Consider the following 22570-nt stretch of genomic DNA (forward strand, 5'->3'; position numbering starts at 1 on the left):
TTGTAACAGCTTAATGATTTTTGTACGATTGAGTACATACGGGGAATTCGGTTAAAGGAGCTTTAAAATGAAAAAAAGAATATTAGCTGCAGGAATGACTGCCACAATGGTCATGTCTGCATGTTCCGGTGAGTTTGAAGGGAATATGGAAAGAGAATTAGAAGGTTTTGATTTCACCAATCATAATGGAGATCAAGTGACTAACCAGGATTTAGAAGGTACGCCAGTAGTCGCAAACTTTATTTTCACTAATTGTGATACTGTATGTCCTCCAATGACTTATAATATGACAGAGCTGCAACAGGCGATTGAGGATGAAGGGATAGAGAGTTATCGGATGATTTCATTCAGTGTAGACCCTGAAAGAGATACAGAAGAAGCATTACAGGAATTTATGGGGCGATATGATCTCAATGAAGAAAAGTGGGATTTCTTAACAGGATATAACTTTGATGAGGTCAGCACCCTGGCACTCGAATCATTCCAGGGTCTTGTTGTGGACGATCCCGGTTCTGATCAAATGAGTCATCCTACAAGTATTTATCTTATCAGTCCGGACGGCACAGTAGTGAAGAGTTATGATGGATATGAATCAGTGCCGGAAGACGAAATCATAGCTGATCTTAAAGCATTGGGAGAAAGTTGAGTCGGAGGAAAAACGTGAAAAAGAAAAAGTGGTTTAAGAAAAAAAGATGGTATTTACTGGCTTTTTTAGTCGTTTATTTAGTTATCCTGTTTTACAATCAATTTAAGCCACTACCGGAAGGGATTTCTATACAAAGTGAGGAATATCCGTCAAGTGATGTCTCATTTTATCGTGACTTAACTTATGAAAAAGATGGAGAGCGTGTGCTTGACCATCAAATATATGACCGTGTGCATGAAATGATCGATGAAGCAGAAGAATTTGTAGTCATTGATATTTTCATGATGGATGGAAGAGTGAGTGAGGATAAAGGATACCCTGATTTAGCTGGTAATCTAATGGATAAAATAATCGAAAAAAAATCAGACCATCCTGACATGCCGATTATCTTTATAACCGATCCTTTTAACACCGGTTATGGTTCATATCCCGGTGAATGGCTTGAACCTCTTAAAGATGCTGGTGTGGAAGTAATCATTTCAAATTTAGAACCGCTTCGAGATTCTACCCCAATTTATTCTGCTTTTTGGAGAATGGGGCCAAAGTATTTCGGGAAAAGTGAAAACGGCTGGCTTCCTAATGGCTTTGTAGATGGAGGGCCGGAAATGACCGTCAGATCTTATCTAGATCTTGGCAATATAAAAGCTAATCACAGAAAAGTTGTCATTACTGATCAAAGCGGTATGGTGTTGTCAGCGAACGCTCATAATGAATCAGGCTTTCACAGTAATGTGGCGTATGAAGTGAATGGACAGGTAATCAAAGATATGCTAAATGCAGAAGAAGCGGTTGCAAGAATGTCAGGAAGTCATGTTGATTTTCCTGATTTTCAACCACCAGCTAATCAAGATGATGCAGAATTAACAGTATCCTACAGTACAGAAGGAAAAACAAAAGCTCAAGTGCTTCAGGCAATTACAGATACAAAAGAAAATGATGAGATCTGGATTGCGATGTACTACTTATCAGAACCTGATATTGTAGATGAGTTAGTTGCATCATCTGATAGAGATGTAAAGGTTTCAATTGTAATGGACCCAAATGAAACAGCTTTCGGAAATAAAAAAACCGGACTTCCGAACAGACCGGTCGCTAACGAAATGATAGAAAATTCTGGTAATAAAATCGATATTAAGTGGTATAATGTTGATATTGAACAATATCATCCGAAAATGATGTATGTACGTACAGGTGAATCAAGTAAAATAATCTCAGGTTCAACCAATTTTACAATGCGGAATATGAGAGATTACAATCTCGAGAGTGACATTGTGATATCAGGTCCTTCTCGTACTCAAGTAATGGAAGATACTGAAGCTTATTTTAATCAGTTGTGGAATAATAATGGTGCAGAGTATACAGTACCTCTTGAAGAATTCCAGACGACTTTATCATTTTGGCAGCGGGGGATTTATTGGATACAGAGGAAACTGAAACTGACAACTTATTAACAGAAGGAGGGTCATCATGAACCGAAGGCAATGGATATTGCTCAGTGTGATGTCGACAGTTTTGATGACCAGTGTGATGATGATCACATTTCTGTTGATTTCTGTTGATGAAGAAGAGTCGAATGATGAACAAATAGTAGATCAGCAAGACGAAGTAGATGAAAAACAGCCTGAGGAAAGTCAGGACACAAATGTTTCGGAAAAAGAAAATACAGTAGCGGAAGAGTATGTGGAAGATCAGGAAATTACTGAAGAAACTACTAAAATAAACTCTCCTTCATCTGAAATGGATGAAGAACAAAGTACAGGATCTGGAGTGACCGAAAAAACGTCGGATGATACTGTGCAAGAGAGTGGACAGGAGATCGGAAATCAATCTGATCTACCTGATTCATCTGTAGATCTAAACCCGGAACAGCCATCTTTGCCAGAAGAACCAACCATAATATTTGAAAGCAATAACTAGATATTTTTTCCTAAAAACGCCATTTATCTTGGCGTTTTTATAATTTGTGGAATATTTATCCCTTGTAAGGCTCTATGCCGGTATGATACGATGATGAACGTGTTTTTAAATTCTGGTTAAGGGTATATATGTGTAGTCCCTAGTAACCAGCTATCTATTTCCCTCATTTTATCTAGATCACGCAGGGATGTAAAACTATATTAAGGAAGGAGAGTATTATGAAAAAGAGAGTATCAAATGTCTTTTGGATTACTTTAGCGATAGTACTGGCAGCTGTTATTTATGCCATTGCTGCACCTACTAGTTTTCAAGAAGCAACTGCCAATATGCAGTCATTTATTTCATCAACGTTTGGTTGGTATTACTTAATTCTCGTGACCATCATGGTCATATTTTGTATCGCTCTTGCATTAACACCAATCGGTCAAATCAGACTTGGTAAGCCTGATGAGCGTCCGGAGTATTCAACTGGTACGTGGTTTGCCATGTTGTTCAGTGCCGGAATGGGTATTGGATTAGTTTTTTGGGGGGCAGCAGAACCAATGCTGCATTTCGCCAGCAATCCACCGCTTGCTGAAGCAGGCAGTGATCAAGCTTTAAAAGACTCAATGCAATATACATTCTTTCACTGGGGACTCCATGCATGGGCAATCTATGCAGTAGTAGCCTTAGCGTTAGCTTACTTTAAATTCCGAAAAGGAGAACCAGGGTTGGTATCTGCCACGCTGATTCCTTTATTCGGAGATAGAATGCGCGGGGGCTGGGGCACAGTAGTAGATGTGCTCGCTGTTTTTGCCACTGTTGTCGGAGTAGCAACAACACTTGGATTTGGGGCAATTCAGATTAATGGCGGATTAGCCTATCTGACTGGCATTGAAATTAGTTTTACATGGCAGTTAATCATCATAGCGATCGTCACAGTGCTATTTATGATTTCAGCATGGACAGGCATTAGTAAGGGGATCAGATATTTGTCGAATACAAATATGGTACTGGCAGTTCTGCTGATGGTAGTTATGCTGGTAATTGGTCCTACTATGTTAATACTAAATCTATTTACAAACTCCCTTGGAGCTTATGCGCAAAATATCTTGGAAATGAGCTTCAGAATCGCGCCTCTTGACGCAGGCAATCGTGACTGGATTAATGCCTGGACAATTTTCTACTGGGCATGGTGGATTTCATGGTCACCATTCGTAGGTATTTTCATTGCTCGTGTATCACGAGGAAGAACAATCAGAGAATTTATGGCTGGTGTACTTGTCTTACCTTCACTTGTCAGCTTTTTCTGGTTCGCTGTATTCGGTTCTAGTGCGATTAACGTTCAGCAGCAGGGAAATGTTGACTTAACAGGATTACTGACCGAAGAAGTATTGTTTGCCGTGTTTAATGAATATCAATTAGGCATTATCCTATCAGTGATCGCAATTCTGCTGATCAGTACTTTCTTTATTACTTCTGCTGATTCAGCTACGTTTGTATTAGGTATGCAAACAACCTATGGTTCACTGACACCACCTAATACGGTTAAGTTAACATGGGGACTTGCCCAGTCAGCTGTAGCAGTTATCCTGTTATCAGCAGATGGTCTGCAAGCACTTCAGAATGCGTTAATTGTAGCAGCATTTCCGTTCTCCTTTATCATGATATTAATGATGATTTCAACTTATAAAGCATTGAATGAAGAGCGGAAAGAGCTTGGGTTAATGCTCAAACCTAATAAAATGAAATCGAAAGAAAAGCAATCTAAATCTACAAACGAAGAAAAGTAAAATTGAAAAATCCTCTGTGTTCTTCCGGGCACAGAGGATTTTTTTGCTATGTGATCTTTGCACGGATGATGATTGGATCGAAAGGGTGCAAGTCACCTGGTATTAAGGGACAATTAAGACAGGTATAGATAGGCTGGTGGGTCTTAGAGCTTCGCAGAGAATCCGCCTTAAGCTGAAATTACAGTGCGTTATTTTTTAATGTACGACATGTAGTGAATATATCATTAGTGAGTGCAATAAAAAGAGGACTATGATTGAATTAGATGAAAAATGTCTATATAGTATAGTTAACTGAACTTAACTATTTGCGAAATAAGGAGATATATGATGAAAACTCTTGATACATACGTGAAGGAACTGCATGACACGTTTGATGAAATGAGCAGATTGTTAACAGATGATCTGGCTACACTCAGCCAGTTTAATTTAACTCCTCAGCAGGAGAGTTATCTAATGTTTTGTGTGGCACACGCACCTTTGACTGCAAAAGAGCTGGTTGATGAATTCCAAGTGTCAAAAAGTGCAGTCAGTCAGGCAATTGCAAGACTCGAACAGGATCGCTTTCTGGAGAGGGAGAAAAATCCTGATAATAAAAGGGAGACACTCATTTATCTGGGGCCAAAAGGCCGTATGTTTGCGAGGAGAATTAAAGATTTTAATGAAAAGATGAGAAATGATTATTATGTTCACTTATCCTTAGAGGAAATCGAAATGATAACGGAATCTATAAAAAAATTGAATCGTGTCATTAGAGATAAACAAACAAAAGGCTAAAGGTGGATCCTGGCTTTCCAGACGGTAAATTCTGTTCATCATTAACCCAAACCGTTACAATATAAGAGTGTAAGAAGATAAAGGAAGAGGTTGGCAGTTTGGCTAAAAATAAGCGTAAAAACAAAATCAAACGTAATAGGTTGCTATTAACTCTGTTTTCATTTTTTTTAGTAGTGATATTCTCAACTGCATATGTTTTATTAAGTGATGACGAGTACCGGGGCAAAACACTTGACGTACTGGAGCAAAACGGTGCACCAGTTGAACTGCAGATTCCTGAAGAAAATATAGCAGTTTATAAGAAAGCTTCTGATGAGTATGATGTTGACTGGCGTCTTCTTGCAGCTCATCACAGAGTCGAAACTAGATTTTCAACTATGGACACGTTGGTTTCTCCTGTTGGGGCAGAAGGTCATATGCAGTTTATGCCATGTACATTTATCGGGTGGTCTCATCCAAGCTGCAGCGGGCTGGGCGAAGGTGATATTCCTACTGAAGAATTAACAGACCCTTCAGCGATTGAGAAGTATGGGGGATATGGTGTTGATGCAAATGAAGATGGCGTAGCCGATCCTTATGATCTGGAGGATGCCGTATTCAGTGCAGCGAACTATCTGTCACAAAACGGAGCTTCTGAAGGTGAATTGGAAAAAGCAATTTTTTTATATAATCGAAGTGATCAATATGTAGAGGAAGTGCTCGGATTTTATGAAAACTATCAAGAAAAACACCCGTAAAACGGAGGTCGAATGAAGAGATTTACGATTATATTCTTTCTATTGTTGCTCGGTGGCTGCAGTGAGAATGAATTGTCCGGAGAAGTTACTTATGTAGTAGATGGCGATACGCTGGATGTGAAGCTTGGCGATGGTTCAGATGAGCGTATTAGGTTGTTATTAATAGATACGCCTGAAACGAAACATCCAACAGTTGGTGTAGAGCCATATGGACCAGAAGCCTCCGAATTTACATCTCAGCTTGAAGGAGAATTTGTAGAATTGGAGCTTGATGTTTCTGAAAGAGACCGTTACGGCAGGCTGTTAGCGTATGTATGGCATAATGAAGAAATGTTTAACGAAAAGATACTCGCAGCAGGCCTTGCGAGGGTTTCTGTCTATCCGCCAAACACGAGATATGTAGATGAGTTCAAAGCAACGGAAGGTGAGGCTCAGAGAGAAGAACTGGGAATTTGGTCACTTGAAAATTATAAAACAGATCAAACAGATGAGTCATGTACAATTAAAGGCAATGTTAATTCGCGCGGTGATAAGATCTATCACACGGAAACATCATCATATTATGAACAAACGATTCCAGAGGAGTGGTTCTGTTCAGTTGAAGAAGCAGAAAACGCTGGATTCAGAGCGCCTAAATAGGAGGATGATCGTTTGAAGCCTGAAGAATATTTAACAAAGGATGCAACAGCACTTGCAGAAATGATCAAATCGAAACAAATTACTTCGCGGGAAGCTGTTGAAGCTGCCATTAGTATGATAGAAGTGAATAACTCTCATTTAAATGCAGTTACTCATTTGCGATCTGAAAAAGCACTGGCTGAAGCTGAAGAGGCTGACCTGTCCGCTCCATTCGGAGGTGTGCCTGTCTTATTAAAAGATATGTCACAAAATGTTGAAGGTTCCCCAGCAACTGCAGGTTCCAGAATTTTAGCAAATACATATGCATCCAGAAACAGCTATTTCGTAGACAGATTAAAAAAAGCAGGTTTTATTATTTTAGGGCATACTAATGCACCGGAATTCGGTTTGAAAAATATTACTGAGCCCGTGTTGCACGGTCCATCGAGGAACCCGATAAACCCAAACCATTCACCTGGAGGGTCAAGTGGAGGTGCAGCAGCTGCCGTTGCAAGCGGCATGGTACCTGTAGCGGGTGCAAGTGACGGTGGAGGGTCCATACGGATACCTGCTTCATTCTCAGGATTAATTGGTTTAAAGCCTACGCGTGGAAGGATTTCGGTTGGTCCCGGTTCAGGAAGGCAGTGGCAGGGTGCTGCAATCGATTTTTTTCTTACAAAATCTTTAAGAGATACTGCTCAGCTGCTGGAAAGTATGCAAATTTATCAGAAGGAAGCCGCATTCCATACGCCTCTGTATCGTGATGGATATCTGGATGCAATGAACAAACATCAACGATTTAAAATAGCATATTCAACTGTTTCTCCGGTAGGTACGCCCGTCAGCAGAGAAGCAGTACAAGCTGTAATGAATACAGTTATCAAGTTAGAAGGTATGGGCTATACATGTGTAGAAGCGACGCCTGAAATTAACGGAACAGAGCTGATCAAACAATACTATTTGATGAACTCGGGTGAGATGGCGTCCCTTATTTATAATTTAGAAGTATCTCTGGGCAGAAAGTTAACTTTTGAAGATATGGAAATTGAAACATGGGCACTCTATCAGGCGGGTTTAAAATGTTCAGCAGGAGAATTTAGCCGAAGTCTGGCTGCGTGGGATGGTGCATCAGCAGCAATGCATGAATTTCATGAGAAATATGATTTGTATTTAACCCCTTCAGCTGCCCACACTGCGCCTGAAATTGGTCAACTGAGATACAATGGGAAGATGAAGAGTGCACTTGAAAATATCGGTTCAATCTCACAAAAGGACCAGCAGGATTTAATCTACCAAATGTTTGAGCCAAGTTTAACACTGACGCCTTACACTCAGCTTGCCAATTTAACGGGGCAGCCTGCAATTAGCCTGCCATTGCACATTGCGGAAAATGGTTTGCCGATCGGTATACAATTGATTGCTCCAAAAGGAAATGAACATTGGCTGCTTGATATCAGCCATGTACTGATGAATCGGCAACATTAATATTATGCTGATAAAGCACTTATCATATTGAAGGATTATTAAAGCTATGAAAAAAGGTGCTAGAATTCACGTGTTTTAACCAGAATGAATCGTATTTATGTTATTTGATAAGTTAAACTTATCAAATAACATAACTTTATTGATATTTACTTATGAAGTCAGTTGTATTAAGATTAAATTGTGCGAAAAAAGTTACATAACGTCGCTTTACTAAAATTTAGAGGGGGAAATAAGTTGGCTAATCAAGATATTTTTCAATCGAAAAAATCTTTCGAGCTTGAAGGTAAACGCTATCATTATTATGAGTTAAAGGCGCTTGAAGAAAAGGGTCTTACGAACATTTCCAAACTTCCATACTCAATCCGCGTTTTGCTTGAGTCTGTTTTACGTCAATATGATGGTCGTATTATTAAAGAAGACCATATTAAAAACCTTGCTAACTGGGGTTCTGAAGAAGTGAAGGATTCTGAAGTTCCTTTCAAACCATCACGCGTTATTCTTCAGGACTTTACAGGAGTACCTGCAGTAGTTGACCTTGCGTCACTGCGCGATGCAATGTCAAAAATGGGTGGTTCTCCAGATAAAATTAACCCTGAAATTCCGGTTGATCTTGTAATTGACCACTCAGTACAAGTTGATAAATACGGTACTCCGGATTCGCTCCAGGTTAACATGGATCTTGAATTTGAACGCAATGCTGAGCGTTACCAGTTCCTTTCATGGGCACAGAAGGCTTTTGACAACTATCGTGCTGTTCCGCCTGCAACAGGTATTGTACACCAGGTAAACCTTGAGTACCTTGCAAATGTTGTCCATGCAAATGAAAACGCGGAAGGCGAAACAATTGCATTCCCGGATACACTTGTCGGAACTGACTCACATACAACGATGATTAACGGAATCGGTGTATTAGGATGGGGTGTCGGCGGTATTGAAGCAGAAGCAGGCATGCTGGGGCAGCCATCATATTTCCCGATCCCGGAAGTAATCGGTGTGCGCCTTACTAAGCAGCTTCCACAGGGAGCAACTGCGACTGACCTTGCACTGAAAGTAACGCAGGTACTTCGTCAAAAAGGTGTAGTTGGAAAATTTGTTGAATTCTTCGGAGAAGGTGTTGCAAATCTGCCACTTGCTGACCGTGCAACGATTGCCAACATGGCACCTGAATACGGCGCTACATGTGGTTTCTTCCCGGTTGATGAAGAATCTCTTAACTACATGCGTCTGACTGGACGTGAAGACAGTGATATTGCTGTTGTAAAAGAATACTTACAGCATAATGATATGTTCTTTACTACTGACAAAGAAGATCCGACTTATACTGATATCGTTGAGATTGACCTTTCAAAAGTGGAACCTAACCTGTCAGGTCCTAAGCGTCCACAGGATTTGATCCCTCTTTCTGATATGAAAAAGGAATTCCATAAAGCACTGACTGCTAAAGAAGGTGTTCAGGGCTTTGGTCTTGAAAAAGAAGAAATTAATAAAGAAGCCGTTGTTGAATTTAACAATGGAGACGTAGTACCAATGAAAACAGGTGCGATTGGAATTGCAGCAATCACTAGCTGTACAAATACATCTAATCCATACGTAATGCTCGGTGCCGGACTTGTAGCTAAAAAAGCAGTTGATCTTGGCATGGAAGTACCGAAGTATGTGAAAACTTCACTCGCACCAGGTTCTAAAGTAGTGTCCGGTTACCTTCGAGATGCTGACTTGCTTGATCCGCTTGCAAATCTAGGATTCGATCTTGTTGGTTATGGTTGCACAACTTGTATCGGTAACTCCGGACCGCTTCTTCCTGAAATAGAAAAAACAATTTCAGAAAGTGATTTACTAGTGTCATCTGTTCTTTCCGGGAATCGTAACTTTGAAGGCCGTATCCACCCGTTAGTACGTGCTAACTATCTTGCTTCTCCACCACTGGTTGTAGCTTATGCCCTGGCTGGTACAGTTGATATCGATCTTCAAAAGGATCCAATCGGTAAAGGGAAAGACGGTCAGGATATCTTCCTGAAAGATATTTGGCCAACTACTGAAGAAGTGAATGCGATTGTTAAATCAACTGTAACACCTGAGCTCTTCCGTGAAGAGTATGAGCGTGTATTTGATAATAATGAGAGATGGAACGAAATTGAGACGAATGATGATGCACTCTATGCATTTTCTGATGATTCGACTTATATTCAGAATCCTCCATTCTTTGAAGGACTTACTGAACATCCTTCTGCAATTGAAACACTTAGTGGAATGCGCATTGTTGGTAAATTTGGAGACTCTGTAACGACAGATCACATTTCACCAGCCGGAGCAATTGGTAAGGATACACCTGCAGGTAAATACCTGCGTGAAAATGGCGTTGAAATCCGTGACTTTAACTCATATGGATCACGTCGAGGTAACCATGAAGTAATGATGCGCGGTACGTTTGCTAACATCCGTATCCGTAATCAGATTGCACCTGGTACAGAGGGCGGTTATACAACTTACTGGCCTACAGGTGAAGTGATGGCGATCTATGATGCGTGTATGAAGTATCAGAAAGACAATACAGGACTTGTTGTGATTGCCGGTAAAGATTACGGTATGGGCTCATCACGTGACTGGGCTGCCAAAGGTACTAACCTTCTTGGTATTAAAACTGTTATTGCAGAAAGCTATGAGCGAATTCACCGTTCAAATCTTGTGTTTATGGGCGTTCTGCCGCTTCAATTTAAGAAGGGCGAAAGTGCTGAAACATTAGGCTTAACAGGCACGGAATCAATTGCAGTAAATATCACGGATGATGTTAAACCTCGTGATATTCTGACTGTGACTGCAACTGGTGAAGACGGAAAAGTAACTGAATTTGAAGTGCTTGCACGTTTTGATTCAGATGTAGAAGTAGATTACTACCGTCACGGTGGTATCCTGAGAATGGTACTTCGTGACAAACTGACAGTTTAATTTTTTATGATCCGACAGTTATCCGACTGTCGGATTTTTTATATCAAAAATTTTTAAGTAATTAAATATTCAAATAATTATAGTTTAAGCTGTTATATTTTGTGACATACTGATATTAGGAGGTGACTGCGACGTGAGGGTTAAAGGTAAGACCTTTCAGGAGTTGATGGCAGAAAATCGATCTGACATACAAAGAGATCCAGTAAAAATGGATCGGATTGAGGAACGTTTAGAAAAAAGATGGACTTCTTGGAACGAGAAAAACTAATCAGATCGCATTCTGTCCATCCGGGATAGGGTGCTTTTATTTTTTCTTCTCATTTTTTTGAGTTATAATAATGCTACATCCTAATGAAATGAGGTTAATGAATGTTAACTGCAAAAAAAGAAATAGAAGTTCGCTATGCTGAAACCGATCAAATGGGTGTAGTCTATCACGCCAATTATTTAGTATGGATGGAAATCGGAAGAACCTCTTTAATTGAAAAAATGGGGTTTAAGTATTCTGATATGGAGAATGAAGGTATTCTTGCTCCTGTGATGGATGTGAATATTTCCTATAAAAGTCCTGTAAAGTATGGAGATACCGTTACAATACATACATGGATGGAACATTATGACGGTTTAAGAACACACTATGGTTATGAAATCCTCCTTGAAAATGGAAAAATAGCAGCAACCGCTTTAACAAAGCATGTGTGTGTGAAACGTGACAATTTCAGACCGGTTTTAATAAGAAAGTTTTTTCCGGAGTGGCATGAAGCGTGTGAAGCACATAAAAAAGTACCCGAAATGCAGAAGAGCAGATCTTAATGGCTTTTGGAATAAAGAGACATGAATTGGTAAAGTGGAAAAAAGAAATTGAAGCAGGAAAAGTCGCTTTCTTAACGCACTACTGGATAGATGACCGGTTTGATAATATGAAGACAGTAACGAAAGCAGGGGCTTCCAATTTAAATCAATTATATAAATGGGGGAAGAAGTACGGTTTAAAGAAAGAGTGGATTCATGTCCGAGAAGATGGTTACTCACACTATGACCTGATTGGAGATATTCAGCTGGAAATCCTGAAGGCAGAAGGAATGGAAGACCAGATAGACAGATTTAATTTAAAGTAAAAACCGCATTTCTGCGGTTTAGGATTTTTTATACTCGTATTCCGGACCTTCCAGCTTTTTATCATACGCTACATGCAGGTCATGACCATCAAAATACCAGACATCGCTTTCTTCTACAAAAAAGTATATGCCTGATTTTTCTGTTTCGGCTGCAGGTTCAACGGGTTCGTCCTTTGCGACACCGAGAGAAAAACCCTCCTGCACCGCACTGGAACCACCGTATTTAGCGAAAAACCGAACATGGGAGCCTTTTTCAATTAGCATTTCATTTTTAAACCATTCAAGCGCTTCATTTGATAATGTGATGTTCAATTGAAGAAACTCCTTTCGAATCTGTTACTAACTAACAGATATTAGATTAACTTTTATTATAGAATAAGAAGCATATCATGACAAAGAAAGGGTGTTAATCTTGGAGAAAAAACTATTTTGGTGGATTGGTGCGTTTATTTTTGGCGGTCTTGCAGTGCAGGTATTTATACAATTAGAGCCTTCTGACCGTGTCGAAGCACTCATTTCAATATTTGTTGGGGCAGTTCTTTACAGCGGACTCGTCCTGATGCATCGTAGAAACAAAAAAATATGGCTGATGAGTACAGGTGTCCTATCAGCTGCAGCTATTGTAATGATATTTGTTTCCCCACATCTTTTTGGACATTAAAAAACCTGTGCTGTCCAATGGTGACAGCACAGGTTTTTTACATCCATGTGATTTTTGGTTCTGTTTTATCTCTGATGCGGGAGATATTACTTTTGTGACGAATGACAATAAATGCTGCCATTACGCCAACTATAATTGTCAAAAATAGATCATCTGTGAAAATGATGCAATATAGTATGCCGAATAGTGCAGCGGCCATTGAAGAGAGTGAAACATACTTAGATAGCTTCAGTGTGATCAAGAAAACAAGCACAACTAACACAAATAGAAGAGGTGCATAACCCAGCACAACTCCAGAAGAAGTAGCAACAGCTTTGCCTCCTCTGAAGCCGGCAAATACCGGGAATATATGACCAATCACAGCGATTACTCCAGCAATGAGCATGATATCAGGCAGACCGGTTAACAGTGGGATAATAGTAGCAGCAGTACCTTTTAAGATATCCAGCAGCGTGACGACAATTCCTGCTTTTTTTCCTAATGTTCTGAATGTATTCGTGGCGCCAAGATTACCGCTGCCATAATCCCGAATATCTTTTTTATAAAATAATTTTCCAACCCATAAGCCTGAAGGGATTGATCCGAGAATATAAGCAACAATCAGTATAATCGCAATTTCCATAATAGAGTCTCCTTAGGATATGTAAAATGATTATCTTTATATTATCATGAATAGACCAATGAAAAATAAACTTTTATTCATTATCCGTTTAATTTAATTGTAAACTGTCGTAACTGCTAAAAAAAAGTTTATGAAGTTTGTACTAGGGGAATTAATTTATAGATATAGAGAAAGGAAAGGGGTGCATCTATGATCGTTTTTAAAAATGTTTCCAAAACGTTCGATGACGGTACGGAAGCGATCAAAGACATGAATTTACATATTAAAGAAGGTCAGCTTGTAGCACTGATCGGACCAAGCGGATGTGGAAAGACTACGACGATGAAAATGATCAACAGGCTGATCAGTATTACTTCCGGCACAATAGAGATTGATGGCAGAGATACAAGTGCTGTTAAGGAAGTCGAATTGAGAAGAAATATTGGCTATGTCATACAGAGAATAGGACTTTTCCCGCATATGACGATTGAAGAAAACGTGGGTCTGATTCCAAAATTAAAAGGGAAAAAGAAAGCTGAATATGAAAACCGGGTTGATGAGCTGTTGAATCTTGTAGGTCTTGAACCGGAAATCTATAAGAAAAGATACCCTCTGGAATTGAGTGGTGGTCAACAGCAGCGTGTGGGTGTTGTGAGGGCCCTTGCTGATGAACCGCCAATTATCCTGATGGACGAGCCATTCAGCGCCCTGGACCCTATCAGCCGCGAGCAGCTGCAGGATGAGTTGAAGCAGTTACAGACGACGATCAAAAAAACGATCGTGTTTGTGACTCATGATATGGATGAAGCACTGAAAATCGCAGATGAAATTGTTGTCATGAAAGATGGCGTTATACAGCAAATTGCAGCTCCGCAGGAATTATTAAGAAATCCGGCTAACGAATTTGTCCGATCTTTCATAGGCGAAGAGAGAATTCAGACCTACCTCAATGATCATTCCAGTCAAAGCATTCATGCATTTGTCGACTCAACAGTAACTAGACCAGAAGATGCTTATGTGATAGATGCTTCGTTGACGATAAAGGACGCAGTGAGATACTTTATTCAGCAGAAAGTTGAATCGGCGTCAGTTAAAGAAAATGAAAAGGTGATTGGTGTATTGAAGAAAGATCGTCTGCTGACAGCACTTGCAGGAATTGATGAAGAGGAGGCAGCACGATGAACTTCTTTCAAACATTTATAGATACTGTGATGTCACGCCAGGGTTTGATCATCGAGGCTACGCTTGAACACCTTTATTTATCTTTTACTGCTATCTTTATTGCCATAGCGATTAGTCTGCCTCTGGGAATATTCATCTCAAGAAATCAGAAGGTTGCAGAGTTTTATATTGGCGTTACTGCAGTTTTTCAGACCATACCAAGTTTAGCTTTATTCGGATTTTTAGTCCCTATCATGGGCATTGGGTTTGAAACAGCTTTGATCGCACTCATTATTTATGCTTTACTGCCTATCTTAAGAAATACATATACAGGTATCACCGGTGTAGATCAGGCGGTAATCGAAGCCGGTCGAGGAATGGGCATGACGGACAGTCAGATTTTATTTAAAATTGAATTGCCATTGTCTCTACCTTTTCTTATGGCAGGTATCAGAACAGCTACAGTATTGACGGTAGGTGTGGCGACACTCGCTACATTTGTAGGCGCCGGGGGACTTGGTGATGTGATTTGGAGAGGGCTGCAATCATATAACAACAGTCTAGTACTTGCAGGAGCGATACCCGTAGCGCTATTAGCATTGATATTCGATTTTATACTAAAAACGCTTGAGAAAAAAACGACACCAAAAGGGTTAAAATCATAATAAGGAGTGATTTGATGAAACATACAAAAAAAATTGCAGGAGCTTCAATAATTGCTATGTCCGGAATATTGGCAGCATGCGGCGGGGAAAGCGGATCAGGAGAAGGTAATGATCCAATTATCGTTGCAGGTAAACCCTGGACTGAACAATACATTCTGCCTCATATTTTAGAGCTTTATATCGAAGCAAATTCTGATTACGAAGTTGAATTGGAAGAAGGACTTGGAGAAGTGGCCATTCTGACACCATCACTGGAAAATGGTGACATCGATATGTACGTAGAATATACAGGAACGGGCCTTGAAGCAGTTTTGAATGAAAAAGCGGAACAGGGTGAATCAAGTGATTCAGTCTTAGAACGTGTCAGATCAGGGTATGAAGAACAATTTGAAGTAACCTGGCTGGAGCCACTTGGATTTGAAAATGGTTATACGATGGCTTACAGAAGTGGTGAAGGCATTGAAGCCTCAACGTATAGTGAACTGGCTGAAATGAGCAGTGAACTTGTATTTGGGGCTCCTCATTCATTCTATGAACGGGAAGCAGATGGTTATGATGCATTAGTTGAAGCTTATGATTTTGAATTTACTACAGCTGAAAGTTTTGATCCGAGTATCATGTATGATGCTGTCAGAACAGGTGAAGTGGATGTGATTCCTGCTTTTACAACTGATGGACGTATTGAAAGGTTTGAACTTGAAACAACTGAAGATGATAAAGGTTTCTTTCCGAAATATGATGCAGTACCGCTTGTGAGACAGGAAGTTCTTGACAATTACCCTGAACTTGAAGAGGTAATGGGCGGATTGGCTGGTCAAATTTCAGAAGAAGAGATGCAGGAAATGAATGCAAAAGCAGATATAGACGGTGAAGATTACAGAACGATTGCAGAAGAATTTCTGACAAGCAAAGGTTTAATTGAAGAATAAGGGGATGAATAAATTGGAAAATCCAGACCGTAATGAAATCAGGTCAATTTTACAGGATGCTAAAAAAATTGCCGTAGTCGGCTTAAGTGATAATCCGGCAAGAACTTCTTACAGTGTATCGAAAGCAATGCAGGATGCAGGGTACGAAATCATCCCGGTTAATCCGATGATTGAAGAGGCTCTTGGCGTTAAAGCAGTGCCAACTTTAAAGGATTTACCGGAAAGTGTTGACATCGTAAATGTATTCAGACGTTCAGAGTTTTTAAAAGAATTAGCTGAAGATTATCTTGAAACGGATGCGCCGGTATTCTGGACACAACTTGATGTAATAGACGAGGAAGTGTACAAGAATTTAACAGACCAGGGCCGAAAAGTGATCATGGATCGCTGTATTAAAGTGGAACATAGTATTACCCAGCCTTAAATTGATGAGCACTGCTTAAATGCAGTGCTTTTTTTCGTATTATTTCTGTAAAATAAAAAATAATACGGGTTGACACAGGTATTTTGTTCAATTGGATTTGAAATGCCTGATAAAATAAGTATAGAATATGATGGGTACGGCATTTTATGCTATAATATATAAAAGCGAACACCTGTTTGTGTAGTTGGAAGGGGAATTTTAGTGTCTAAAAAATCAACAATGGAATATAACGATGATGCAATCCAGGTACTTGAGGGTCTAGAAGCTGTTCGGAAGAGACCGGGAATGTATATAGGTTCAACTGACGCACGCGGTCTCCATCATCTGGTATATGAAATAGTGGACAATTCAGTCGATGAGGCCCTCGGTGGGTACGGCGAACGAATAGATGTAAAAATACATGAAGATGACAGTATTTCAGTTCGGGATTACGGGCGGGGCATGCCGACGGGAATCCACCGATCAGGTAAACCTACTCCAGAAGTAATTTTTACAGTACTTCATGCAGGCGGTAAGTTTGGACAGGGCGGCTACAAAACCAGTGGAGGTCTTCATGGCGTTGGTGCTTCAGTAGTAAATGCACTTTCGGAATGGCTTGACGTTACAATTTACCGGGATGGCTCTGTTTTTAAGCAGCGTTTTGAAAATGGAGGCAAACCGGTAACAACGCTTGAAAAAAAGGGGTCAACGAAAGAAGCGGGTACTTTAATACATTTTAAGCCTGATCCATCGATTTTCAGTGTGACCCATTTTAATTATGAGACTTTAAGCGAAAGGCTGAGAGAGAGCGCGTTTTTATTAAAAGGGTTTGCAATCGAAATTACAGATCTGAGAGAAGATAAAAATGAACTTTTTCAATTTGAAACTGGTATTCAGGCATTTGTCTCTTATTTGAACGAGGAAAAAGATACGCTGCATCCTGTAGTTTCATTCGAAGGTGAGCACGGGGGAATTGAGGTGGAACTTGCATTTCAGTTCAATGATGGGTTTTCAGAGACCATTTTATCTTTTGTCAATAATGTCAGGACCAAAGATGGCGGAACGCATGAAGCTGGTGCCAAATCAGCTGTCACAAGAATTTTCAATGAATACGCAAGGAAGGTCAGCCTTCTGAAGGAAAAAGATAAAAATCTCGAAGGCAGTGATATCAGAGAGGGATTTGCCAGTATTATTTCAATTAGAGTGCCTGAGCAAATTCTCCAATTTGAAGGTCAGACCAAAGGGAAGCTTGGTACTTCAGAGGCCCGCTCTGCAGTAGATGCAGTTGTTGCAGGTAAACTTCTTTACTTCCTTGAAGAAAATCCTGATATTAGCTCAATGCTGATTAAAAAAGCAGTCAGAGCGCAGCAGGCACGAGAAGCTGCCAGAAGAGCCCGCGAAGATGCAAGAAACGGAAAGAAGAGAAAAAGATCGGATACGATTCTGTCGGGAAAGCTTACTCCTGCACAATCAAAAAATGCAGCGAAAAATGAACTATATTTAGTCGAGGGTGATTCTGCCGGGGGTTCTGCTAAGCAGGGTCGTGACCGGAAATTCCAGGCGGTGCTGCCTTTGCGTGGTAAAGTAATCAATACAGAAAAAGCGAAGCTGGCTGATATTTTTAAAAATGAAGAAATTAATACAATTATTCATGCCATTGGTGCCGGTGTTGGACCTGATTTCAATTTGGATGACGTGCAGTACGATAAAATTGTTATCATGACAGATGCTGATACGGACGGTGCTCATATACAAGTGCTGCTACTTACATTTTTCTATCGCTATATGAAGCCGCTTGTTGAAGGAGGAAAAGTTTATATCGCACTTCCTCCACTTTATAAAGTGAGTAAAGGTACTGGTAAAAAAGAAGTAATAGAATACGCCTGGACAGATGATGAATTAAGCAATGTAACAAAAAAAGTCGGTAAGGGTTATATACTTCAGCGATATAAAGGTCTGGGGGAAATGAACGCATCACAGCTCTGGGAAACGACTATGGATCCTGAAACGCGCACGCTGATCAGAGTAAGAATTGATGATGGCGCCCGTGCAGAAAGACGGGTAACAACATTGATGGGTGATAAGGTAGAGCCAAGAAGAAAATGGATCGAAGCGAACGTTGCATTCGGTCTGGAAGATAATGAGAACATTCTTGAAAATGAACAAATCATGACATCAGAGGAGGAATAAGTAAATGACAGCGACAGAACGCTTTCAGGATCTTCCTCTTGAAGAAGTGTTAGGGGATAGATTTGGACGTTACAGCAAATATATAATCCAGGAAAGAGCACTGCCTGATGCAAGGGACGGTTTAAAGCCCGTACAGCGCAGAATACTGTATGCAATGCATATGGAAGGAAATACACACTTAAAAGGGTTTAGAAAATCTGCCAAGACTGTGGGTAACGTAATTGGTAATTATCACCCGCACGGAGATTCTTCTGTTTATGAGGCGATGGTCAGAATGAGTCAAAGCTGGAAAGTGAGAAATCTACTTGTGGAAATGCACGGAAATAACGGTAGTATAGATGGTGACCCTGCTGCCGCAATGCGTTATACAGAAGCCAGATTATCAGCTATTTCAGGTGAGTTGCTTCGTGACATAGAATCAGATACAGTCGATCACATTTCAAATTTTGATGATACATCTGAAGAACCTGTTGTGCTGCCAGCCCGGTATCCCAACCTTCTGGTCAATGGATCAACCGGAATTTCTGCTGGGTATGCAACAGAAATTCCACCTCATCATTTAGGTGAAGTGATTGATGCAGCGGTAATGAGGATTGAAAAGCCTGATGCGACAGTTGAAGATCTGATGACTGTTATTAAAGGTCCTGATTTTCCAACAGGCGGTATCATCCAGGGCGTGGATGGAATTAAAAATGCTTATAAGACAGGCAAAGGTAAAATTGTTATTCGCGGAAAAGTTGATATAGAAGATATCCGAGGCGCTAAACAGCAGCTTGTGATAACGGAAATCCCTTTTGAAGTAAATAAAGCTGTGCTTGTAAAGAAGATGGACGAGGCCAGAGCTGACAAAAAAGTTGAAGGAATTGCTGAAGTCAGAGATGAAACAGATCGCACAGGTCTGAGAATCGTCGTTGAGCTAAAGAAAGAAGCTGACGCGAATGGCGTATTAAATTTTTTATATAAAAATACTGATTTGCAGGTTCACTATAATTTTAATATGGTTGCCATTTATAAAAAGCGCCCAATGTTAATGGGCCTTAATGATATGCTCGATGCTTACATTGGACATCAAAAAGAGGTTGTAACCAGAAGAACAAAATATGATTACGACAAAGCCATCAATAGAAAGCATATTGTTGAAGGGCTTATTAAAGCTTTATCGGTACTCGATGAAGTCATTGAGACGATTCGTGGTTCAAAAGACAAAAAAGATGCAAAAAACAATCTTGAAAAGCGTTTTGAATTTACCGAAGTCCAGGCAGAAGCCATCGTTTCATTACAACTTTATCGTTTAACGAATACAGATGTGACTGCTCTGCAAAAAGAATCTAACGAGCTCGATGCTAAAATTAATCAATTGGATTCAATATTGACAAGTGATTCAAAGCTGCTTTCTGTCATTAAAAAAGAGTTGAAAACAGTCAAAAAACAATACGAAGACAGCAGACGTTCAGTTATTGAGCACGATATAGAAGAAATTAAAATTAACATGGAAGTGTTAGTAGCGAGTGAGGACGTTGTCGTATCAGTGACTAAAGACGGTTACATCAAACGTACATCTCAAAGATCTTATGCCGCATCTAATGGCAAAGATTTAGCTATGAAAGATACTGACAGGCTGCATGCGCTTTTGAATATAAACACGACAGATTCACTGCTTCTTTTCACAAACAAAGGTAATTACATTCATTTTCCTGTCCACATGCTGCCGGAGATTCGCTGGAAAGATCTTGGACAGCATTTTTCATCCATTGTCTCAGCAGATCGGGATGAAGAAATTATACACGCTGAAGGTGTAAATAATTTTGACCATGATACGCTTGTTTTCATTACGAAGAAGGGTATGGTTAAAAAATCTGAGTTAAGTCTGTATAAAGCTCAGAGGACTGCCCGTCTGCTTGTCGGGTTGAATGTAAAAAAAGAGGATGAATTGATTGCAGTTCACAGAACAAATGGTAAAAGTACGCTCATGCTCGCTACACATTATGGCTATGGATTAAGGTTTTCGGAAGAAGAAGTGGGTATGGTGGGCCAACGTGCCGCTGGAGTGAAAGGAATTAATTTGAAAGACGGTGATTTCGTAGTATCTGCCATTATTGCAGAAGATGAAGACAGTCTTTTGGCGATCACCAATCGTGGTGCAGTAAAGAAAATGGCAGTATCCGAATTTGAAAAGAGCTCCAGAGCTAAAAGAGGTCTCATAATGCTAAGAGAACTTAAGCGGAATCCTCACAGGCTGGTTGAAATTTTTAATGCAGCGCGAACGGACGAATTTATTCTGGAAACTGATAAAGGCAATCGTGCTTCGATCAAAACGTCAGTGCTGCGTAACAATGACAGGTATTCAAACGGCTCATTCATTATTGATGAGATTGATAAAGGGAATGTTATTCAATCGTGGAGAAATATTGTGAATGAATAGGTTTAATTAAAAGAATATAGGGGGAATGGAAGAAGGTGCCGCTTTCTTCCATTTCTATGTCATTAAATAAAGGGGGATTTCTTTTGAGTTCATTACAGTTTGTTACATTGATTGACGAGATTGCAACAACACTGAATGGGTTTTTGTGGAACTACATACTGATCATTGTATTGATAGGCTGCGGATTGTATTTTACGATCAGAGGACGCTTTTTGCAATTCACATCTTTTGGGGATATGTTAAAGCTTCTGACTGAAAAAACTACGGTGTCTGCTAAGGGAAGAAGAGGGATTTCTTCTTTTAAAGCATTTACAATTTCTACTGCTTCAAGAGTAGGAACAGGGAACCTCGCCGGAGTTGCAACTGCCATCGCACTTGGAGGTCCTGGTGCTGTGTTCTGGATGTGGGTGATCGCGCTTGTAGGATCTGCTACAGCGTTTGTGGAATCCACTCTTGCTCAGGTATACAAAGTGGATGACGATAAAGACGGCTTTCGCGGCGGGCCGGCATATTATATGGAAAAGGGTCTTAATGCAAGATGGCTCGGTATAATCTTTGCAATTATTATTTCTATTACATTTGGACTTGTATTTAATTCAGTTCAATCAAATACGATTTCACTTGCTTTAGAAGGGTCATTTGGCTGGAATCGTCAAATTGTCGGACTTGTTCTCGTCGTGTTAACGGCTATTGTGATTTTTGGTGGTGTAAAGCGGGTTGCAGCTGTGACAAGCATTGTTGTACCAGTTATGGCTATCCTTTATCTTATTCTTGCTTTATATGTTCTTGTCACGAATCTTAATCTAGTCTTTCCAATGTTTCAGGTTATTTTCAGCAATGCTTTTGGATTTACTGAAGTTGTTTCCGGAGGTATTGGTGCAGCGATTCTAAATGGTGTTAAAAGAGGTCTTTTCTCGAATGAAGCCGGTATGGGTAGCGCGCCTAATGCTGCTGCAACCGCAGGGGTTACACACCCTGCTAAGCAGGGATTAATACAGGCGCTGGGTGTATTTGTTGATACAATCATCATATGTACCGCAACAGCATTGATTATCATTATGTCCAATGAGTATTTAAACGGAAGTGATGGCATTCAGCTGACTCAGGACGCGCTTGCATATCACGTAGGAGATTGGGCAGCGGGCTTTATTAGTGTCGCAATTTTCCTTTTTGCATTCAGTTCCATCGTTGGGAACTATTACTACGGAGAAACAAATATTGAATTTATCCGAAATAATATGCTTTACGTAAATATTTATCGCTTTATTGTGATTGGTATGGTGTATTTTGGAGCGGTACAGGAGTTCGGAGTTGTATGGAATCTTGCAGATGTTTCGATGGGAACAATGGCATTGATTAACTTAATTGCAATTTCACTTATGGCACCTCTGGCTTTTAAAGTGCTTCAGGATTACAAGCAGCAAAAAAGACAGGGAATTGACCCGGTATTTTATAAGAACAGTATTCCTAATCTGAAAAATACTGAGTGCTGGGACGATGGCCCTGAAAAAGATTAAAAAAAAGC

At 40.1% G+C, this 22570-nt stretch carries 22 protein-coding genes; 20 read left to right on the forward strand and 2 right to left on the reverse strand.

Features of this window, described 5'->3' with window-relative positions:
* Nucleotides 1-67 precede the first annotated feature (67 nt).
* The 12 genes from E2626_RS03645 to E2626_RS03700 all read left to right on the forward strand — a co-directional run bounded on the left by E2626_RS03645 (nucleotide 68) and on the right by E2626_RS03700 (nucleotide 12013).
* Nucleotides 68-646 carry an SCO family protein gene (locus tag E2626_RS03645; RefSeq protein ID WP_134379778.1) on the forward strand — a complete coding sequence of 193 codons (579 nt, stop codon included), beginning with the start codon at nucleotides 68-70 and terminating at the stop codon, nucleotides 644-646.
* Between the two features lie 14 nt (nucleotides 647-660).
* Nucleotides 661-2097 carry a phospholipase D family protein gene (locus tag E2626_RS03650; protein WP_134379780.1) on the forward strand — a complete coding sequence of 479 codons (1437 nt, stop codon included), beginning with the start codon at nucleotides 661-663 and terminating at the stop codon, nucleotides 2095-2097.
* Nucleotides 2098-2113: 16 nt separating this feature from the next.
* Nucleotides 2114-2563: a hypothetical protein gene (locus E2626_RS03655; protein ID WP_134379782.1), complete on the forward strand. Its 450-nt coding sequence runs from the start codon at nucleotides 2114-2116 to the stop codon at nucleotides 2561-2563.
* A 218-nt stretch (nucleotides 2564-2781) separates the two neighbouring features.
* Nucleotides 2782-4335: a glycine betaine uptake BCCT transporter gene (locus E2626_RS03660; RefSeq protein ID WP_134379784.1), complete on the forward strand. Its 1554-nt coding sequence runs from the start codon at nucleotides 2782-2784 to the stop codon at nucleotides 4333-4335.
* A gap of 327 nt (nucleotides 4336-4662) precedes the next feature.
* A complete protein-coding gene (locus E2626_RS03665) occupies nucleotides 4663-5109 on the forward strand; it encodes a MarR family winged helix-turn-helix transcriptional regulator (protein ID WP_166786725.1) in 447 nt (148 codons plus the stop codon).
* Between the two features lie 98 nt (nucleotides 5110-5207).
* Nucleotides 5208-5846, forward strand: coding sequence for a lytic transglycosylase domain-containing protein (locus tag E2626_RS03670; RefSeq protein ID WP_134379788.1), 639 nt, complete (start codon nucleotides 5208-5210; stop codon nucleotides 5844-5846).
* 12 nt (nucleotides 5847-5858) lie between these two features.
* Nucleotides 5859-6485, forward strand: coding sequence for a thermonuclease family protein (locus E2626_RS03675; protein ID WP_134379790.1), 627 nt, complete (start codon nucleotides 5859-5861; stop codon nucleotides 6483-6485).
* Nucleotides 6486-6497: 12 nt separating this feature from the next.
* A complete protein-coding gene (locus tag E2626_RS03680) occupies nucleotides 6498-7949 on the forward strand; it encodes an amidase (RefSeq protein WP_134379792.1) in 1452 nt (483 codons plus the stop codon).
* Nucleotides 7950-8183: 234 nt separating this feature from the next.
* On the forward strand, nucleotides 8184-10895 hold the full coding sequence (gene acnA / locus E2626_RS03685; protein ID WP_134379794.1) for an aconitate hydratase AcnA: 2712 nt from the start codon (nucleotides 8184-8186) through the stop codon (nucleotides 10893-10895).
* Nucleotides 10896-11028: 133 nt separating this feature from the next.
* A complete protein-coding gene (locus tag E2626_RS17535) occupies nucleotides 11029-11163 on the forward strand; it encodes an FbpB family small basic protein (protein ID WP_134379796.1) in 135 nt (44 codons plus the stop codon).
* 101 nt (nucleotides 11164-11264) lie between these two features.
* Complete coding sequence (locus E2626_RS03695) at nucleotides 11265-11708, forward strand: acyl-CoA thioesterase (RefSeq protein ID WP_134379798.1); 444 nt, start codon at nucleotides 11265-11267, stop codon at nucleotides 11706-11708.
* Nucleotides 11708-12013 carry a hypothetical protein gene (locus tag E2626_RS03700; RefSeq protein ID WP_134379800.1) on the forward strand — a complete coding sequence of 102 codons (306 nt, stop codon included), beginning with the start codon at nucleotides 11708-11710 and terminating at the stop codon, nucleotides 12011-12013. Before E2626_RS03695 ends, E2626_RS03700 begins: the two co-directional genes overlap by 1 nt.
* Before the next feature lie 18 nt (nucleotides 12014-12031).
* Here E2626_RS03700 and E2626_RS03705 read toward each other — a convergent pair whose 3' ends face one another.
* The gene (locus E2626_RS03705; protein WP_134379802.1) at nucleotides 12032-12325 is read right to left on the reverse strand and encodes a HesB/YadR/YfhF family protein; all 294 of its coding nucleotides are present in this window, start codon (nucleotides 12323-12325) and stop codon (nucleotides 12032-12034) included.
* 100 nt (nucleotides 12326-12425) lie between these two features.
* Between E2626_RS03705 and E2626_RS03710 the strand changes: the two genes are divergently transcribed.
* The gene (locus E2626_RS03710; protein WP_134379804.1) at nucleotides 12426-12674 is read left to right on the forward strand and encodes a hypothetical protein; all 249 of its coding nucleotides are present in this window, start codon (nucleotides 12426-12428) and stop codon (nucleotides 12672-12674) included.
* A 37-nt stretch (nucleotides 12675-12711) separates the two neighbouring features.
* Here E2626_RS03710 and plsY read toward each other — a convergent pair whose 3' ends face one another.
* Nucleotides 12712-13296 carry a glycerol-3-phosphate 1-O-acyltransferase PlsY gene (gene plsY, locus E2626_RS03715; RefSeq protein WP_134379806.1) on the reverse strand — a complete coding sequence of 195 codons (585 nt, stop codon included), beginning with the start codon at nucleotides 13294-13296 and terminating at the stop codon, nucleotides 12712-12714.
* A gap of 189 nt (nucleotides 13297-13485) precedes the next feature.
* Between plsY and E2626_RS03720 the strand changes: the two genes are divergently transcribed.
* The 7 genes from E2626_RS03720 to E2626_RS03750 all read left to right on the forward strand — a co-directional run bounded on the left by E2626_RS03720 (nucleotide 13486) and on the right by E2626_RS03750 (nucleotide 22562).
* Entirely contained in the window at nucleotides 13486-14457 is a 972-nt protein-coding gene (locus E2626_RS03720) for an ABC transporter ATP-binding protein (RefSeq protein ID WP_134379808.1), read from the forward strand.
* A complete protein-coding gene (locus E2626_RS03725) occupies nucleotides 14454-15101 on the forward strand; it encodes an ABC transporter permease (protein ID WP_134379810.1) in 648 nt (215 codons plus the stop codon). Before E2626_RS03720 ends, E2626_RS03725 begins: the two co-directional genes overlap by 4 nt.
* Before the next feature lie 14 nt (nucleotides 15102-15115).
* Nucleotides 15116-16030: a glycine betaine ABC transporter substrate-binding protein gene (locus E2626_RS03730; protein ID WP_134379812.1), complete on the forward strand. Its 915-nt coding sequence runs from the start codon at nucleotides 15116-15118 to the stop codon at nucleotides 16028-16030.
* A gap of 4 nt (nucleotides 16031-16034) precedes the next feature.
* The gene (locus tag E2626_RS03735; RefSeq protein ID WP_134379814.1) at nucleotides 16035-16454 is read left to right on the forward strand and encodes a CoA-binding protein; all 420 of its coding nucleotides are present in this window, start codon (nucleotides 16035-16037) and stop codon (nucleotides 16452-16454) included.
* 219 nt (nucleotides 16455-16673) lie between these two features.
* Nucleotides 16674-18623, forward strand: a complete 1950-nt coding sequence (gene parE / locus E2626_RS03740) for a DNA topoisomerase IV subunit B (RefSeq protein ID WP_208528123.1) — start codon at nucleotides 16674-16676, stop codon at nucleotides 18621-18623.
* Between the two features lie 4 nt (nucleotides 18624-18627).
* A complete protein-coding gene (parC, locus tag E2626_RS03745) occupies nucleotides 18628-21045 on the forward strand; it encodes a DNA topoisomerase IV subunit A (protein WP_134379818.1) in 2418 nt (805 codons plus the stop codon).
* 83 nt (nucleotides 21046-21128) lie between these two features.
* Nucleotides 21129-22562 (forward strand): alanine/glycine:cation symporter family protein, encoded by a 1434-nt coding sequence (locus tag E2626_RS03750; protein ID WP_244094234.1) that lies wholly within the window; start codon nucleotides 21129-21131, stop codon nucleotides 22560-22562.
* The last annotated feature ends 8 nt before the right edge of the window (nucleotides 22563-22570 follow it).

Origin of the sequence: Jeotgalibacillus salarius, from assembly GCF_004405125.1 — a bacterium.
Classification (GTDB): domain Bacteria; phylum Bacillota; class Bacilli; order Bacillales; family Jeotgalibacillaceae; genus Jeotgalibacillus; species Jeotgalibacillus salarius.